Consider the following 16,317-nt stretch of genomic DNA (forward strand, 5'->3'; position numbering starts at 1 on the left):
TTACTTTTACTACTTTATATATATTTTTTGGTGACATTGGTGACAGTAGTATTATAACTCTTGCAATTACTATGTTTCAGGTGTCACCAAAGGCGTCACCAAAGCTATTTTTTTTGGTGACATTGGTGACACCCTCATATTTTGAATAAATCAGACTAAATCATCTTTGGTGACACTAATTTCTGCGTACATAAGCCCTCTGTCTACCATATATTTTTCCAAATCTTAAATGTTTATTATGAGCTTCCCATCCATCTAATCCTTTCAATATATCATTAATTTCTCTTGATAAGATAGGAGTGAGTTGTTTAGGTTCTCCATTAAATAGCTCAACCCATATTTCCATTACACATGTTTTTTCTCTTAGCATTGTTCCTTCTTTTAACTCTCCAAAATCTGAACCATGTATATATTCTCTTTTTTCTGAAATACTTAAATCATACCAATTCGGAGTAATAGGTTTATTTAAATATTCTTCAATAATTCCAGATTTGGCATTTTCTTCTGAGTGGTTTTTTTGTTGTTTTTCAGCTTCCTTTTTCTCCTCATCTGATAGATATAAATGTTCATTAGCTTTATACAATTCTAATGCTTCTGCCCAAATTTGATTTCTTTCATTATCAAGTTGGCCATTAAATATACTCTTGTTAATCTTATTTACTCCTGTATCTATTGGCCAAAATCTTCTATTACCAGTTTTATCTCTTAAAAATTCTTTATCATTAGTTGTTCCTATAACTACACATTGACGTAAAAACCTTGATGTTCTCTTCCCATATGCAACCCTATATATATCCTCTGATTTACTTAGAAAATGCTTAACTGCTTCAATATCTGCTTTTTTAGTAGCCATCATTTCACCCATTTCAAGCAACCATACTCCTTGTAATTGTTCATATGCCTCTTTACCTTGCACAGTAGTTAAACTATCAGAATACCAGTCTCCACCAAGTTTTTTAATAAAAGTACTTTTTCCCATTCCTTGAGGACCAGATAAAACCATCATATTATCAAATTTTATTCCTGGATTAAATACTCTTGCTACTGCTGCTACTAAAACTTTTCTTATTATAGTTCTTGTATAGTGAATATCTTCTGCACCTAAATAGTCAATTAAAAGTTTATCCACTCTCTTAATCCCATCCCACTTTAAAGAATTTAAATAATCTTTTATAGGGTGAAAAGTATTATTTTCAAAAGCAATTACTAGAGCATCATTTACTTTTGATGGTGATGAGACATTGTAAATTGTTTCTATATGATGTCTAAGCCCAGAATCATCACTATCATTCCAATCATTTAATTTATCATCTTTTCTCCAAGGTAATTTACCTAAGACAACAGCTCTATTTGAGAATTCATTATAGGCTATTTTATCTTTTAAATAGGGGTCATTTTCTATAAACATTAAAATATTATTTGTTGTTTTCTTATAGCTTCCTTTGTTATCATATTCTAACTTAGTTAACCATTCATCATCTTCAAAATCTATATCACCAAAATCATCTTTAGCCTTATCAATATTTTCTCTACCTATAGTCTTTCGTACTTTAGCATCACTGCTTGCAAATTCGCTCATTCTAGTAAATGAAGGTAATCTATTTACAGGTGTTTCTGGTTTAGAGTCTTCATCAAGTTCTCCAAATTTATGTATCCTAACTAAATCAAAAGCATTACATAAAATTCCACTTGCAGGGTCTGTCCCATGGTGACTATAGGAAAACTTATCATCATAAATAACTATTCCACCACTTGTACTACCTTCTGCATATGTATACCTCGTTTCATCAATACCAGAAATATATACTTCATTTAAGAAAGTTTCTATAACTTCTGTGATACTATAGGACCTGCAAAAGGCACCTATAATTCCTTCCTTTTCAAGAGGGTCTTGTTGCTTTTTTAATTGTGTATTAAACTTTTGTCTCTCTCTTGAACTTTCTGGCCAATAACTTACATCTGTCCAATCCAAATATAAATCTAGTATTTCATTTGGGTTTAAAAATTCACCATCTTGAAATTTAAATATATATTCTCCATCAATTGAAGTACTTGGAAAGTACATAAGCCTATGGGGTTGATATGTAGTATCATCAAACATATCTATTCCTATAGCATCTGCTATCATCCTAGAAATTGCTTGATACTCTTCTGGTAGTACTGGTCTAGCTAAAGGTATTAGCAGTCTGTATCTAGGGTTACTCTCAGTATGTGAGTGAGTAGAGTACATAAGGCAAGCATAATCATTTAATAGTGTAATATCATCCCATATAGCCTTATCTGCATAGTCTATATCCAAAGTTATAATACTTCTATTTGCAATATTCTCTGCTTTTCGTCTACCATTTTTTAAGCTTCCACCTACAAATCCACCAACATCTTTGACTCTATCTTTTTCAGTCTTTGACATCTTCTTATATTCTGTATAGGTTTCTTGAGTTCTTAATGTTTTACTTAATCTATTTACAAGTTCGGACCATAAAATACTTTTATTCTTCCAATGAGTTTCTAACTTACTTTTTCCTATGGCCAGCATGAGTTGGCCATCATGTTTTACATTTATATGTTCAATTTCACTGGCCTTTACATCCATAAATTAATCACCTAGTCTTTCTTATAATAATCACATTCATATCCATCTGCTTTAAGTGGAAGTCCTTTAGCCCAAGAGATTTCTTTTGCCATAATTCTGTTAACTTCTTCCAAAGAACCATATTTTTTATCTACATCAAGTACAAGTTCATCATGTACATGCATTACAATATCATAACCTGCATATTTTACATTAAACATAGCTTCTCTTAGGCAATCTCTAGCTGTAGCTTGAACAATATTCTCAACTAATTTAGGTCCATAGGTATCTATTCTTTTCCATTGTTTACTTGTCTGTTCCATACCTTCATATGTTATCTTATCCCCACTAAACGTAGTATGAAGTTCTATCTTAGGTCTTAAGTAGGATAATCTTCTACCACTTGGGAGTTCTATAAATAAAACTCCTGGATTATAAATAAATTTAATCCCATGTTGAAGTTCTACTATAGTCCTATCTTTTATAGCTTTTTTAGTTGCCTTATCTACATCCCACCAAAACTTAGTTATATTTGGATTAGCATTTCTCCATCTTGTTACAAGAGGTTGAAGCTCATCTTCATCAAGACCCATTTTTATAGCTCCCATTGATGTTAAAGCTCCTATGCTTCCTCCATATCCAAGAGCTAACTCTGAGATTTTACCCTTTTGTCTAAGTGGGTCACCCTTTTTAATACTTTCTATTGGAACTTTAAACATCTGACTGGCACTAGCTTCATATATTTTCCCATGAGAATTAAATACATCTAATCTCCACTTCTCACCAGCGAGCCAAGCTATAACCCTAGCTTCTATTGCACTAAAATCTGATACTATAAATCTATGACCTTCACTTGGTATAAAAGCTGTCCTTATCAATTGACTTAAGACATCTGGTACACTATCATATAAAAGCTCTATTAAATCAAAATATCCTTCTTTTAATAGATTTCTAACCAAGTCTAAATCTTCTATATGATTTTGTGGTAAATTCTGTACTTGTACTAATCTTCCTGCCCATCTACCAGTCCTATTAGCCCCATAAAACTGTAGCAGACCTCTTACTCTATTATCATTACCTTTAGCTAATTTCATAGCCTCATACTTCTTTATAGAGGTTTTGGACATTAATTTTCTAAGCTCTAAAACCCTAATTACATTTTTATCCTCAACTTGTTTTAATATTTCTGGAATACTTTCTTTTGTTAGACTTGTAACCTCAAAGCCCGATTTATCACTTAACCATTTTTTTAATTGAGCAGGACTATTTGGATTATTTAGACCAGTTATTTCAATTGCTTCTTTTGTAAGTTTTTCAGTGTACTTTCTATCACACTCTATTGCATTTTCTATTAGCTGTGTATCTACTCTGATGCCAGTGTCATTAATTATTTGGTCTAAATACCATAACTTATTTTCTCTTTCAGAAGTCTTATACTTGCTAAGTTTATTTCTTATTTCTCTTTCAACTACAACATCTTGCTTACAATATTCTTTAAATTTATTCCACTTTTCCATATCGTGTATTGGTAAATTTCTAGTTCTTCCTTTGTTAATTTTTGTAGCTTTACAAGGCTTACAGAAATATTGTATTAATGACTTACCTTCTTTCATTTTCTGCTTATCTTCATTAAACTTTAAAGCCTTAGATACACTATCTAAGCTTCCTGGAAGTCCCAGTGTTAAAGCTTTTATCATTGTACATGACCACTCATTTGGTTTTAAATCAATATCTAAAAACCTACTTATTGCTGTTCTTTCAAAGTTAGCATTAAATGCTGATTTTATAACTTCATTATCATTTAAAGCTTCTATTACTTCTTTTGGTAACTCTTCATCATTTACTAAATCAATAACTCTTACTTCTTCTTCATCAAAAGCATAGGCAAATAACAGTATCTCAAAATTAGTAGAGTCTACATATCTGTAGACTCCAACTTTTTTTATATCTAAATCACTATATGTCTCTATATCAATTGATAATGTTCTCATTAACTTAAGAAGTCCTCTTCTTCATCTTCAAAGTCATCTGAGAAATCTGCTTCTGCACTAGCTCTAGCTCCTCCAAGTACTTCTCCATCTGCTAACTTTTGAACATTTTGCAACCCACAACCTATTCCTTTATTTCCTGCACTATTATATGGGAAAAAGTTTATACTAACTCTTCCATAACAACCACTATATACTTCTGTATTATCTAATATTTCATTTAAGTCTTTATCAACTACTCCTGGCTTTTGAGTACTATTTGCATTTAGAAAATACATTCCTATATATTCCTCTGCTTCGTCAGCTCTTTCGTCATCTCCATCACGAAGAGGTGTTTTTAAATTACCTGGTAATTTTCCACCCCATTTAGAAGTTTTACCTTGTTCTTTTGCTGCATCAATAGCCTTCTTTATTCTTCCTAAAGTCACCTTGTCTGATTTTGGTATTAAAATACAAACTGAATACTTGGGCTCTGCACCTTCTACCATTGCTCTGCTTTTAAAAATATTACAATAACTTAATCTCACCTTTCCTGTTACCACCTTTGTTGATTGTACTGAATTACTCATAATTTTCTTCCTCCTAATATTTTTATATTTTATAAATAGATATTATCTAAACATAATTCTCTTAAATTCTTTTTTGCACTGTATACCCCATTTTCTACATTTTTTCTTTTATATTTTAATAGTTTAGATATCTGTATAACCTCAAAACCTTCTGCATATAATCTCATTACCTTTTGTTGCTTTTCTGGTAAATAATTAATATAATTAATTACTTTTTTTGAAATATATGTGTTTATTACTTCATCTTCTATTAGTGTATTGCCATTAGACAGTACTTCATAATGTTTTGGTTCTATAGAAATTCCTTCATTCAAAAATGTATGTTTTTTTCTCAACTGACTTTTAATATAAGCATACATTTTGTATCTAATACATTTCTTAAAATATGCTTTAGGGTAAGTCTCTCCTTCTGTCTTCAGATTTTTTATTCCCTCATACAATCCTATATATCCAGATTGAATTAAGTCATCTTTATCTATATAAGTTTTATTTTTATTGTTTTTTAACAATATATTGGTTGTTATCTTTATTTCTTTGTCAAATTCTCTTAGTAATGTTTCAAATGCTAATTCATTTCCATTTTTGAATTCTAGCACTAGTTTAATTATTTCTTGATTATCCATAAAACTATATCCCCTTTTTAAACATTTTATAGCTACTAGGAATTAAATGTTTTTAATTATCCTTTACTCTTACTGATACAAAGCACACTGGACTAACCTTTATATGTTCTGGTATATAAACTCTATCAAGATGATTGTCATTTACTTCAAAGAAAGTTGACATCACTTTATCCTTTATTAAACTTTCTCTTTTAAAATCCATTACTATAGCTTTTGCATTTTGTTCTACTGAATTATACTCTGTAATATTTAATCTCTTCAATATATCAAGCAAATTATCTTTTTCATAATCTAAATCTTCTTCAATACTCTTTTTTCTTTTCTTTAAATCTAAAATTGTACTTATACTCTCATCTAATTTATCTTTTGTAGCTTCATCTAATGGCATGTAATACACCCCCTATTTATATTTCAAAGTCTTTTTTAGCTGAATCTATACTATTAATTTCTGCCCTTTTATCACTTTCTGCTACTAAAGTGGCTTTTCCAACTGGTTTTATAATTAAATCATTTAGTAGATTAGTGAAACTCTTTTTGCCTATAGCTTTTTCCATATCACTAATTCCTTTTAATGTTCTTGGTTTATAAATCTTTTCCTCATCATAATCTGAATTTAATAAAACATTAGCAACCTCTTGTTCATCCACATACTTTCTATTACTTCTACCTTCTACAAGCTTATATCCTGGATATTTAACACCATGCTTTTCAGCTTGTTCTAGTGCATAACTTTGAACATCCTTTAACCAATCTTGAACATTCTTAGCAAATCCCAAAATGTCTGCAATCTCATATTCATTAAGAGTAAATGTATCAGCAAAATCATATTTTCTAGCTTTCTCAAGATTATCTTCAGCTCTTTTTCTACAATCATTTTTAGCTCTACAAAATCCACAATGTTCACCACTTACAAAATCACCCTCACCATTAAAAGCCATTTGAGCCTTCTTTTTAACATTCTCTGCCCATGTAAGTAACTTGGTAACTTCTATTTCTTCGCTTGATATATTATCAAATCTAGGTTGAATTATTGTTGTCTTAACCAAATCAATATCATATAGTATTTCAAACTGATTATATGCACCTAAACCATATAGTCTAAGTTGAGGGTTCTCTATAGCTGAGACTTCCACACCTTTTCCATACTTTAGGTCTATCACTTGAAGTATTCCATCAGATATTACAACAACATCTCCTGTTCCAAAGCCTTCTGGAACCCATTCACTAAAATCGAGTCTCTCTTCTAACATTACTATTACATCATCACATATAGCTTTACTGTCATTTACTAATTCAATTACATTATCAACATAAGATTGTATATAATCCTCCATTTCTGAGTTATAATATTCACTTTTCTGTATGTTTTTAATTCTTGCGTTATATGCCTTTTTACTTATTTTTTCATACTCTAACATTAATTTAGCTTCTGCTAATTCATGTGCTACTGTTCCTTCTTCTGCATATATACTAGTTGATGATGGATAGTTTTCTTCTAATTTTATACTAGGAGTGCAGTGAAGCCATCTATGTGCTCCACTTGCACTAAGTCTTGCATGTTGTGCCATTTATGTACCTCCTATAAACTTTCTAATTTCTCCATAAAAGCTGTATAATCTTCTTCTTTTACTTCACTTAACTTACTAGCCCCAAATTCTCCAAATAACTCTTTAAGCTTATCTTTTTTGCCTGCCTTACTTGCTTGTGCTGCCTTACTTCTTACCTCTTCTTTTGTGTATTTAACCTCTCTAGTTGTATTTTCATTATTCTCTGTTACTTTTTCTTCGACTTCTGTTTTCTCTTCTTTAACATTTTCTTTTACTTCTACCTTTTTAGTCTTTTCAGCTTTCTTAGTTTCAACTTTCTTCTCTTCTTTTATATCTGTTATATTTATAGGTTCTATTTGCATTGCTTGTCCTAAATTAAGACCTCCTAAAGCATTCGCTACTACTAATAGTGCATTTGTAAATTCTGGTGCTTCCACTTTAACTTTTACATTTACATTAACTTCAACCATTTTAAATCTCTCCTTTTTGTGTTATACTTTATTTGTGTTATATTTTATTTTTTATTTTTTTGTGTGTTGGTTATTTGACCAGCACTTTTTATTTAATATAGCAACTGATATGTTCTTGCCAGTTTTAACATCCTTAAATGCTATATCTACTAAAAACTTACCATCTTTTTTAAGAGTTACTATATTCTTATTATTAGTATCAAGACTCAGCAACTTTATCCCCCCTCTCTGCTTCTTCTAAAAGTTTATCCAAATTTCTACCTTGATTTCTTTCAATAAAATCATCAACTTCATATCTTGAAATTTTTCTACCATCACCTCTAGCTAGTGATTTTATTAACCCTGTACTTACCAATCTACGCATAAAATTTGTATCTAATTTTAAGATTCCTCTTGCTTCTTCTATTGTTATTAAATAATTTGGATAGCTTCTTTTTATCAAAACAACTATATCTTTAGGCTCTAGTACTTTTACCTTTTGTTCAAGAGTTTGACTTCTAACTCTATCAGTCTCTTGTTTAGTTACCTCAACTTCTATTAAAGACCTTAAGCTATTACTTAAATTTTTAACTATTTCATTTGTGTTATCCATACTCTAATCTAACCCCCATATTATCAAAATGTTCTGTTATTAATTTTTGTAATTTTTAGTTTTCAAAAGCGTTTAAAGCTTTTTCTAAAACAGGTATTACATTTTCATAGTATCTAAAGTTTTCAACTTGTTTATCTGAATATTTAGCTTTATCCCATACCTTAATTCCATATTCATCTGTTTTCAGATTATAAGCATTTGCTAATCCTCCAACTTTGTTAGCTGAAATTCCTAACATCTTACCTATCTCTGTAGCTGAATAAGTTTTTCTTTCCATTTTAGGAAGTGGTATTAATGCTTCTCCAGAAATAAGTTCAGTAGTCTTTGAGTACATAATTTGTTTATATTCCTTTATATCTACTTTATCAGCCAACTCTAAATATATCTTTGCTTCCCTCGCTCTTGCATTTTTTAATCTTGCTTGAGCATTCATGTATTTTATTTCTGATTCATCCTTAGTATCTTTAGGTTTAGTGTTGTATGTACCTGTTTTTCTTATTGATGGTAGTACATCTACTGCTAACCATGTTTGAAATTTTAATGCTATTTCATTTTTAGCTTTCATTCCCAACATGTAAAACAATGATTCTGGTATGTAATCATCTTTCCCCAATTTGTTGGGGAAACCAAATTCTTTACAATATTTATTGATAGTTTCCCATCTAATTGATACATATTTCTTATCATTTTTATTCTATGTTTGACACCAACCAAACCCTATAGCTGTATCTTCTGCATTGATTCCTATACTTCCATCCTTATACTTAATTGTTCTAACTTTAACCCCAAGTTCTTCATTAGTTGTTACACTTGATAGTTCTTTCATAAATTCTTCCCTCCTATTTTAAATTTTGAAATATGCATACTATGCATATTTGTATTAGTTAATTTCATTACTTGATTTTTATTCATAATTCTTGAACTTATTTCCATCTACATTTTCTTGTGCCTTATACATTATTGGTTTATCCGAAAACAAATAATCTAAAGTATAATTTGGGAATAGTTCTTTTCGTATTTTAAACATTTCAATTCTCGTAAATTCTGTTTTTCCTGTGAATTTACAAGATATTGCTCTATTTGTCACCCCTAACACTTTTGCTATATCTGATGATTTTATACCAAATCTAGTCATTTCTGCTTTTAAATTATTGAACATTATCTCATCTCCTCTTTACCCTACAGGGTAATTTTTTTTCATTTTCAACCCTGTGTCGTTTTCTTGATTTAATAATATACCCTGTAAAGTAATAAGTCAATACATTTTAATTAATTTAATTGATTTTTTTTACTTCATAGGATAATTTAAAATCAATTAATACTTTACAGGGTAATTTTTTTAGTATATCATATATACATAAAGGAGGTGTTTAAAATTGAGCATGACAGAAAAGCTAGATAAATTACTATACTCTAAAAATATCACTAAAGCTCAACTATCAAAAGAAAGTGGTATCCCTTACACAACTATTTCTGGTTTCTATACAAAAGGAACTGATAATGTAAAACTCTCAACATTAAAAAAATTAGCTGATTATTTTCAATGTTCACTTGACTATTTAGTAGATGATGATATAGATGCAAATAACATAGATATTTCAGATACTATCCTTTCTATAGACACAGAAACATTATCTAAAAAAGATATAGAAGAATTAAAAGAATGTTTAGAAATGTTTAAAACCTTTAAAGATGATGAAAAGGAATTGATTTATAACTTAATAAAAACATTATCCAAATAATAAAATCAGCTAATTAGCTGATTTTATTTTATTACTGTATATTTTTTTTATGATTTGTTTTATGTAAAAAAAATTCTCATCTGAACTCAATTTTAAAATTTTAAGTTCATTTTCTAAATTAGTATAATTTATTTCTGCATCATCAATTAACTTTACTCTTTCTTCATCCATTCCCTCAATCCTCCTGTATTAAATTATTTCTATTTAAGTATAAACAAATATTCTTATATCAGTTTTTTAATTTCACCACCATTCTTTAAAATAAATTTATATTATCCCCCAATTTTCAACAGCCCATATAGTTTAATGAATATTCTATAATAAATAATATTTAAATTAAAGTACTTATTATTTACATTATATTAACACAAACGAAACCTGTCAATATTTAAATATGTCTTTATGTTAATTTTTATAAAACAAGTTCACATTTATACAAACTTATGCTATACTTCTTATAAAAGGAGGTGTTATTCATGGCAACTTTCGGCGAAAGATTTAAATTTTTAAGAACAGAAATGAATTTAACTCAAGATGAACTTGTTGATAAATTTAATACAACTTATAATACTAACTTCAATAAATCAACATTATCTCAATATGAAAATGATAAAAGAAAACCAGAAATCAACAGTCTTGAAAAATGGTCAGAATTTTTTGGTGTTTCTATAGATTATTTGCTTGGCAAAAGCGATATAAGAGATATCGAAATTGATGATGAAATTATGTGCATTCAAAGAGCTAGAGACAAAATGCCATCAGAAGATAGAAAAAAAATGATGACAGTAATGAAAACAATATTTGATGATTATTTTGATTAGGGGTTTATATTTATGGGATTAGATATATATGAAATAAAACAAAAAGCAATTTATTTATTATTAAGTTTAAGAATAGATTCTTACCCTGTTGATGTATTTGACATTATTGATAAACTTGATGATTGTAATATACTTACCTTTTCTGATTACTCTAAAAGGGCAAATATTGGTTTAGTAGATACAATAAGGCATTTGGGGTCACATGATGCAGCTATATTGAAGTCTTTTAAAAAAAATAAATTTATGATTTTCTACAATGAAAATATTGAGACACTAGAAAGAATTCGTTGGAGTATAGCACATGAAATAGGACATTACATATTAGGGCACCTTAATGATAATAACTGCCAAATGTCTAGGGGACTCGATGACAAAATATATGATAGATGTGAAAATGAGGCTAATTTCTTTGCAGCAGAATTACTATCCAACTTGTATATTCTATATAAACTAGAGATAAAAAATTACCAGTCCATTTCTAGTTTATGTGGATTATCAATTCAGGCTTCAAAAAATAGATACAAAGCATATAAAAAATGGTTATTTAAAAAACCTCATTCTAAAGAAGATAAACTAATTTATTATATGTTCAAAAAAAAGATAGATTCCAAATGCTGTTGCTCTATATGCCACACGCAGCACAACAAAGATACTACCTATAAATATTGTGATATTTGTGGTTCAAAACTTAATTTAATGGAGGGGGATATAGTGAAATATAAAAAGTTTGAATTAAATGAAAATAATAAGTTAACTGAATGTATTAGATGTGGTAATGAAGATAATTTAGAAGATGCAAATTATTGTAAAATATGTGGTGCACCTCTGATTAACAAATGTACTAATTATGAAGGAATTGTTGAAGTTAATGAATATGGCAATACTTATTATGAAAAAGACCCTTGTGGAAAAGTCGCTGATGGGAATGCTAGATACTGCATATATTGTGGTGAAGAAACTACATTCCATAGGAATCAATTGCTTGATGAATGGCATATTGAAAAAGAAAAAATTGAATATGATGCTATACCCTTTTAATGATTAGTCAATCATCTTTATATAGCGAAAGTAGTACATATTAATTGTTCAAATAGATAATTGGTAATTTTTTTGAACCTATATTCAGTATCATAAGTTCAAATTTTTTATAACAAATAAGATAGGGGGATTTTATATGGATTTTTCAGACAAAATAAAACAATTCAGCAAAAGAATCGAAACACTAAAAGATAGTTTAATTACAGAAGAAGCAACAAAAACAGCATTAATAATGCCTTTGTTTCAAATATTAGAATATGATATTTTTAATCCTTTAGAATTTATGCCAGAATTTATCGCAGATGTAGGTGTAAAAAAAGGAGAAAAAGTAGATTATGCTATACTTGAAAATGGTAAACCTTTAATTTTAATAGAAGCAAAATGTGCAACAGATAAACTCAAAAAACATGATGCTCAACTATTCAGATATTTTACAGCAACAGAAGCAAAATTTGCAATACTTACAAATGGAATAATTTATAAATTTTTCACTGACTTAGAAGAAAAAAATAAGATGGATGATAAGCCATTTTTAGTATTAAATCTATTAAATATGGATGATAACAAAATATCACATTTGAAAAAATTTACTAAAAGTACCTTTAATATAGATACTATTTTTAATATAGCATCAGAATTAAAATATACAAATCTAATAAAATCCCAGTTAAACTCACAATTAGAAAACCCATCAGATGAATTTGTTAGGTTTATAATAAATGATTTCTACAATGGTGTTAAAACACAAAATGTAGTAGAAAAATTCAGACCTATAGTCAAAAGGTCTATGTCCCAATTTGTCAACGATTTTATGAATGAGAAATTAAAAACATTATTGGAAAATGATAATGAAGAATATGATAAAAAGAAAGTAAAAGATAGCAAAAAGAAAGAAAAAAGTAAAACTGATACTGAACTTATAAAACAAAAAGAAGAAAAGCAAGCTCCTACTGTAGAAAAAATTGATAAATGTAATATAGTAATTACTGATGATGAATTGAAGGCTATTAATATAGTTCAAGATATTTTATCTAAAAAAATTGATAAAAATGAAATCACTTATAAAAAAGTAAATAATGAAGTTAATATAATGTATAAAAATAATCTTGAGCATTGGATATGTAAAATAGAGCTAGGAGCCCATAAGATGATTCGCTTGCCTAATGGAAGTCAAGATTATTTAGAATATAAAATGGACGCTGTAATAGACATAAATGAGCTAAAAAATGAATTAATCTTTATTGCAGAAAAATACATAAAATAAATATTATCTTTATAATTAAACTAGTTATTTAAGAGCAGTAATTCTGCTCTTTTATATAAATAAAAAACAAACATACATTCTGAAAAGGGGGTTACTATTATGAAAGGTGGATTAAGAAAAAGAAGTAACAAATGGTATTACTACTTTGACCTAGGGATAGTAGAAGGTAAAAGAAAAAAAGTAGAAAGAGTTGGTGGCAATACAAAAAAGGAAGCAGAAAAAGCACTAAGAGAAGCACTAAATGAATATGAAAACTCTGGTATAGTATTTGAAGAAAGCAACATAAGTGTATCAGACTATTTAGACTTTTGGTACAAAGAATATGTCTTACTTAACTGTAAATACAACACTCAAGAAAGTTACCGAATAAACATAGAAAAACACATAAAACCAAAACTAGGAGTTTACAAAGTAAAAGCTTTAACACCCGCGATACTACAAAGCTTCATAAATAAAAAATACAAAGAGAATTATTCTCAAAATACATTACAAGTATTAAAAAACATATTACATAGGTCATTAAAATCAGCAGTCTATCCTTACAAACATATACGAGAAAATCCTATGCAATATGTAAGTATACCAAAAGCTAAGACTAAAACAGAATCTAGCAAAGTTAAAACTATTACATTAGATGAATTTAATCAAATACTGAATATATTTCCTCAAGATTCATTTCAGCGTATAGTCCTACTAATTGGATTTTATACTGGCATGAGAAGAGGAGAAATTATTGCATTAACATGGGATGATATAAATCTTGATAACAAAACTATTACAGTAAAACATACACTGATTAAAAAGAAGAATGGAATATTTGAATTAAGCCAACCAAAAACAGAAAGTTCTTGTAGAACTATCTTTACAGGAGATACTTTAATAAGGATACTAAAAGAACATAAACTACATCAAAAGAAAATGAAATTAAAATATGGTGAATTTTACTTTGATAGCAACTGGGTATGTACTAAAGAAAATGGTCAACAAGTAAATACCCACACTTTAGACACTATAGTAAAACAAATTCGAAAAGCTTTAAACAACGACTTCCATTTTCATTGTTTAAGACATACACATGCTACCCTATTATTGGAAAATGGAGCTAATATTAAAGATATACAAAATCGCTTAGGTCATAGTCAGTTATCAACTACAATGGATACCTATTCACATGTAACTGAAAAAATGAAAAATGAAACTGTAGATATATTTGAAAGAATTACAAACTAGTTTGCCACCCAAAACTATAATACGGTGGCAAACGGGTGGCAAAATCTAATTTACCTATTTTAAAATCTAATATAATCAATTTTATATAATCAGCTATACCTTTGCAATTTCAATACTTTAGAATTTATAATATATATCATTCATACAAGATATTAATTATAAATCTAACCAATAAAACATATATCTTACATAATATTGTCTATTCTTTATTGTCTAACATATTTTTTCTATATTCATTTGGAGTTATATTATTAAACTTCTTAAATATTTGTGAAAAATAACTACTATTATTAAAACCTACTTTCTTACAAATATCGCTAATACTCATATTTATATTTGATAGATACTTTTTAGATTCGTCTATCCTAAGAAGATTTATGTACTCAGTTATTGAAACTTTATTTTTTTCATTAAAAATAGAACTCAAATAATTTGGACTTATAAAAAATACCTCTGCTATACTATTTAAATTTATATTTTCTTTATAATATTTTTGTATATATTCATTCACACTTTCAATCAAATTCCTCTTGTCTTGTCTCCAAAACTCTCTATTCTTATCAATACACTCTTTAGAAAATTGTAATAATATATTCCATAAATCTTCATCACTATTTGTAAGTGATATTTTTTTATTGTACTTATTTCTTAGAGAAGATATAAGCTTCAAATCTTCTAAGTCCCTAAGTACAGTTCTAGATAATACAAATATCATTTCTTGAATAATATCTCTAACATCATTATACATTAATTTATTAGTATCTATTAGATTATAAACACCGTCTAAATTCATGTCTTTGATTGCTTTCTCTATAGAAAGTTCTAATTCAAAAGGATATTCTCTTAGAGTATTATTGAACATATCTATTGGATTGATAATGTACTTTTCTTCTAATAATTTACTATTTGCTTTTTTAAGTGCTTCTTCAAGCTTTATATTTTCCTTTCTATTCTTCAATATCTCCTCATCTTTTATGCTAAGTTGATTTTCAAAGAAATTTCTCTTAGCTATTTCCTGAATAAATTCAGACATCATTAATAAATTTTCTTTTAACACATATAGTCTACTCTTTGGAATTAATGAAAGTTCATTGTAAATTTTACTTATGTATTTTATGTCAATATTTGAACTACGTGACAGTTTAGATAAATTCTTATCTATATCAATAGATTTGTATATTATGAAATCCCCACATTCTATATATCCAACTACATCTTCTTCTAATACTATAGGTATCTCCAAACTAGAAACACCATACTCACATTGATACATTTTTTCAAAATCATTATCATTCATACTCTTTGCAAGTTTTCTATTGCACACTTTTATACTTTTACAAATATCACAAAATCTAGTTTCTTTTTTAGTCTCAAATATTGCTTTGTGTTTTGAATCATATACAGATATTCTAAGCTTCAATATATTAGATATTTGATTTGCAAGATTTTCAATTATATTTATATTAATTAACTCTTGTATAGTATTTTCAGAAAATACTATAGGTAGCTGTCTCAAACTTGAAAATTTATGAGGGACATAAGTGATTAATATTACTAAATCAATTTTACCAGTATTTATAATTTCATGTTCTGAATATGGTGGGCAATAAACTATTGATTTTTCCTTTATATTGACCTTTTTACCATCAATAACTTGTATTCCTTCTCCCTGAATTACATATAAAAGCTGTTCTTCACTTAAATGAAAGTGCTTTTCTTGGCAGTTTTTTGGAAAAAACTTTACAATTCCAGCACTAAGCCTATTAAATTGTGTTTTTGATGGCTCATGTATCCATGTAACCTCTCCCCAATCAAACTTTTGCACTTCATTATTCGACTCACTAAAATACTCCATAAGCTC

19 protein-coding genes are annotated in these 16,317 nt (G+C 28.2%); 5 read left to right on the forward strand and 14 right to left on the reverse strand.

Annotation, left to right across the window (positions count from 1 at the left end; genetic code table 11):
- Positions 1-175: 175 nt before the first annotated feature.
- The 12 genes from ACTG48_RS10670 to ACTG48_RS10725 all read right to left on the reverse strand — a co-directional run bounded on the left by ACTG48_RS10670 (position 176) and on the right by ACTG48_RS10725 (position 9,520).
- Positions 176-2,593 carry a virulence-associated E family protein gene (locus ACTG48_RS10670; protein ID WP_479916837.1) on the reverse strand — a complete coding sequence of 806 codons (2,418 nt, stop codon included), beginning with the start codon at positions 2,591-2,593 and terminating at the stop codon, positions 176-178.
- Between the two features lie 11 nt (positions 2,594-2,604).
- Positions 2,605-4,563 carry a DNA polymerase gene (locus ACTG48_RS10675; protein WP_479916838.1) on the reverse strand — a complete coding sequence of 653 codons (1,959 nt, stop codon included), beginning with the start codon at positions 4,561-4,563 and terminating at the stop codon, positions 2,605-2,607.
- Positions 4,563-5,129, reverse strand: coding sequence for a DUF2815 family protein (locus tag ACTG48_RS10680; RefSeq protein WP_219673954.1), 567 nt, complete (start codon positions 5,127-5,129; stop codon positions 4,563-4,565). The genes ACTG48_RS10675 and ACTG48_RS10680 overlap by 1 nt, the downstream gene beginning before the upstream one ends.
- A gap of 29 nt (positions 5,130-5,158) precedes the next feature.
- Positions 5,159-5,752 carry an RNA polymerase sigma factor gene (locus ACTG48_RS10685; RefSeq protein WP_479916839.1) on the reverse strand — a complete coding sequence of 198 codons (594 nt, stop codon included), beginning with the start codon at positions 5,750-5,752 and terminating at the stop codon, positions 5,159-5,161.
- 52 nt (positions 5,753-5,804) lie between these two features.
- Entirely contained in the window at positions 5,805-6,140 is a 336-nt protein-coding gene (locus ACTG48_RS10690; protein ID WP_054270452.1) for a hypothetical protein, read from the reverse strand.
- 16 nt (positions 6,141-6,156) lie between these two features.
- Positions 6,157-7,320, reverse strand: a complete 1,164-nt coding sequence (locus ACTG48_RS10695) for a DUF2800 domain-containing protein (RefSeq protein WP_054270453.1) — start codon at positions 7,318-7,320, stop codon at positions 6,157-6,159.
- Between the two features lie 11 nt (positions 7,321-7,331).
- Positions 7,332-7,769 carry a hypothetical protein gene (locus ACTG48_RS10700; RefSeq protein WP_021384807.1) on the reverse strand — a complete coding sequence of 146 codons (438 nt, stop codon included), beginning with the start codon at positions 7,767-7,769 and terminating at the stop codon, positions 7,332-7,334.
- A 51-nt stretch (positions 7,770-7,820) separates the two neighbouring features.
- A complete protein-coding gene (locus ACTG48_RS10705; protein WP_479916840.1) occupies positions 7,821-7,982 on the reverse strand; it encodes a hypothetical protein in 162 nt (53 codons plus the stop codon).
- Positions 7,969-8,361 carry a helix-turn-helix domain-containing protein gene (locus tag ACTG48_RS10710; RefSeq protein WP_219673951.1) on the reverse strand — a complete coding sequence of 131 codons (393 nt, stop codon included), beginning with the start codon at positions 8,359-8,361 and terminating at the stop codon, positions 7,969-7,971. Before ACTG48_RS10710 ends, ACTG48_RS10705 begins: the two co-directional genes overlap by 14 nt.
- Positions 8,362-8,416: 55 nt before the next feature.
- Positions 8,417-8,974 carry a BRO-N domain-containing protein gene (locus tag ACTG48_RS10715; RefSeq protein ID WP_479916841.1) on the reverse strand — a complete coding sequence of 186 codons (558 nt, stop codon included), beginning with the start codon at positions 8,972-8,974 and terminating at the stop codon, positions 8,417-8,419.
- Between the two features lie 81 nt (positions 8,975-9,055).
- Positions 9,056-9,187, reverse strand: a complete 132-nt coding sequence (locus tag ACTG48_RS10720) for a hypothetical protein (RefSeq protein WP_479916842.1) — start codon at positions 9,185-9,187, stop codon at positions 9,056-9,058.
- 78 nt (positions 9,188-9,265) lie between these two features.
- Positions 9,266-9,520 carry a hypothetical protein gene (locus ACTG48_RS10725; protein WP_479916843.1) on the reverse strand — a complete coding sequence of 85 codons (255 nt, stop codon included), beginning with the start codon at positions 9,518-9,520 and terminating at the stop codon, positions 9,266-9,268.
- 223 nt (positions 9,521-9,743) lie between these two features.
- On the opposite strand from ACTG48_RS10725, the gene ACTG48_RS10730 reads away from it, so the two are divergent.
- Positions 9,744-10,103, forward strand: coding sequence for a helix-turn-helix domain-containing protein (locus ACTG48_RS10730; RefSeq protein WP_479918786.1), 360 nt, complete (start codon positions 9,744-9,746; stop codon positions 10,101-10,103).
- A gap of 9 nt (positions 10,104-10,112) precedes the next feature.
- Here ACTG48_RS10730 and ACTG48_RS10735 read toward each other — a convergent pair whose 3' ends face one another.
- The gene (locus ACTG48_RS10735; protein WP_479916844.1) at positions 10,113-10,274 is read right to left on the reverse strand and encodes a hypothetical protein; all 162 of its coding nucleotides are present in this window, start codon (positions 10,272-10,274) and stop codon (positions 10,113-10,115) included.
- Positions 10,275-10,579: 305 nt separating this feature from the next.
- On the opposite strand from ACTG48_RS10735, the gene ACTG48_RS10740 reads away from it, so the two are divergent.
- The 4 genes from ACTG48_RS10740 (at position 10,580) to ACTG48_RS10755 (ending at position 14,456) form a co-directional block, all read left to right on the forward strand.
- A complete protein-coding gene (locus tag ACTG48_RS10740) occupies positions 10,580-10,924 on the forward strand; it encodes a helix-turn-helix domain-containing protein (RefSeq protein WP_109277313.1) in 345 nt (114 codons plus the stop codon).
- Between the two features lie 12 nt (positions 10,925-10,936).
- The gene (locus ACTG48_RS10745; protein ID WP_479916845.1) at positions 10,937-11,962 is read left to right on the forward strand and encodes an ImmA/IrrE family metallo-endopeptidase; all 1,026 of its coding nucleotides are present in this window, start codon (positions 10,937-10,939) and stop codon (positions 11,960-11,962) included.
- A gap of 136 nt (positions 11,963-12,098) precedes the next feature.
- A complete protein-coding gene (locus tag ACTG48_RS10750; protein ID WP_479916846.1) occupies positions 12,099-13,226 on the forward strand; it encodes a type I restriction endonuclease in 1,128 nt (375 codons plus the stop codon).
- A gap of 99 nt (positions 13,227-13,325) precedes the next feature.
- Positions 13,326-14,456, forward strand: a complete 1,131-nt coding sequence (locus ACTG48_RS10755) for a tyrosine-type recombinase/integrase (protein WP_479916847.1) — start codon at positions 13,326-13,328, stop codon at positions 14,454-14,456.
- Between the two features lie 199 nt (positions 14,457-14,655).
- Here ACTG48_RS10755 and ACTG48_RS10760 read toward each other — a convergent pair whose 3' ends face one another.
- A complete protein-coding gene (locus ACTG48_RS10760) occupies positions 14,656-16,311 on the reverse strand; it encodes a PocR ligand-binding domain-containing protein (RefSeq protein WP_479916848.1) in 1,656 nt (551 codons plus the stop codon).
- Positions 16,312-16,317: the final 6 nt, after the last annotated feature.

The sequence above is a fragment of the Clostridioides sp. LIBA-6822 genome (genome assembly GCF_056688955.1).

What these genes read in the sequence shown, in the direction of transcription:
- ACTG48_RS10670 (WP_479916837.1), bottom strand. Translation starts at nt 2,593, where the DNA reads ATGGATGTAAAGGCCAGTGAAATTGAACATATAAATGTAAAACATGAT.
- ACTG48_RS10675 (WP_479916838.1), bottom strand. Translation starts at nt 4,563, where the DNA reads ATGAGAACATTATCAATTGATATAGAGACATATAGTGATTTAGATATA.
- ACTG48_RS10680 (WP_219673954.1), bottom strand. Translation starts at nt 5,129, where the DNA reads ATGAGTAATTCAGTACAATCAACAAAGGTGGTAACAGGAAAGGTGAGA.
- ACTG48_RS10685 (WP_479916839.1), bottom strand. Translation starts at nt 5,752, where the DNA reads ATGGATAATCAAGAAATAATTAAACTAGTGCTAGAATTCAAAAATGGA.
- ACTG48_RS10690 (WP_054270452.1), bottom strand. Translation starts at nt 6,140, where the DNA reads ATGCCATTAGATGAAGCTACAAAAGATAAATTAGATGAGAGTATAAGT.
- ACTG48_RS10695 (WP_054270453.1), bottom strand. Translation starts at nt 7,320, where the DNA reads ATGGCACAACATGCAAGACTTAGTGCAAGTGGAGCACATAGATGGCTT.
- ACTG48_RS10700 (WP_021384807.1), bottom strand. Translation starts at nt 7,769, where the DNA reads ATGGTTGAAGTTAATGTAAATGTAAAAGTTAAAGTGGAAGCACCAGAA.
- ACTG48_RS10710 (WP_219673951.1), bottom strand. Translation starts at nt 8,361, where the DNA reads ATGGATAACACAAATGAAATAGTTAAAAATTTAAGTAATAGCTTAAGG.
- ACTG48_RS10720 (WP_479916842.1), bottom strand. Translation starts at nt 9,187, where the DNA reads ATGAAAGAACTATCAAGTGTAACAACTAATGAAGAACTTGGGGTTAAA.
- ACTG48_RS10725 (WP_479916843.1), bottom strand. Translation starts at nt 9,520, where the DNA reads ATGTTCAATAATTTAAAAGCAGAAATGACTAGATTTGGTATAAAATCA.
- ACTG48_RS10730 (WP_479918786.1), top strand. Translation starts at nt 9,744, where the DNA reads ATGACAGAAAAGCTAGATAAATTACTATACTCTAAAAATATCACTAAA.
- ACTG48_RS10735 (WP_479916844.1), bottom strand. Translation starts at nt 10,274, where the DNA reads ATGGATGAAGAAAGAGTAAAGTTAATTGATGATGCAGAAATAAATTAT.
- ACTG48_RS10740 (WP_109277313.1), top strand. Translation starts at nt 10,580, where the DNA reads ATGGCAACTTTCGGCGAAAGATTTAAATTTTTAAGAACAGAAATGAAT.
- ACTG48_RS10745 (WP_479916845.1), top strand. Translation starts at nt 10,937, where the DNA reads ATGGGATTAGATATATATGAAATAAAACAAAAAGCAATTTATTTATTA.
- ACTG48_RS10750 (WP_479916846.1), top strand. Translation starts at nt 12,099, where the DNA reads ATGGATTTTTCAGACAAAATAAAACAATTCAGCAAAAGAATCGAAACA.
- ACTG48_RS10755 (WP_479916847.1), top strand. Translation starts at nt 13,326, where the DNA reads ATGAAAGGTGGATTAAGAAAAAGAAGTAACAAATGGTATTACTACTTT.
- ACTG48_RS10760 (WP_479916848.1), bottom strand. Translation starts at nt 16,311, where the DNA reads ATGGAGTATTTTAGTGAGTCGAATAATGAAGTGCAAAAGTTTGATTGG.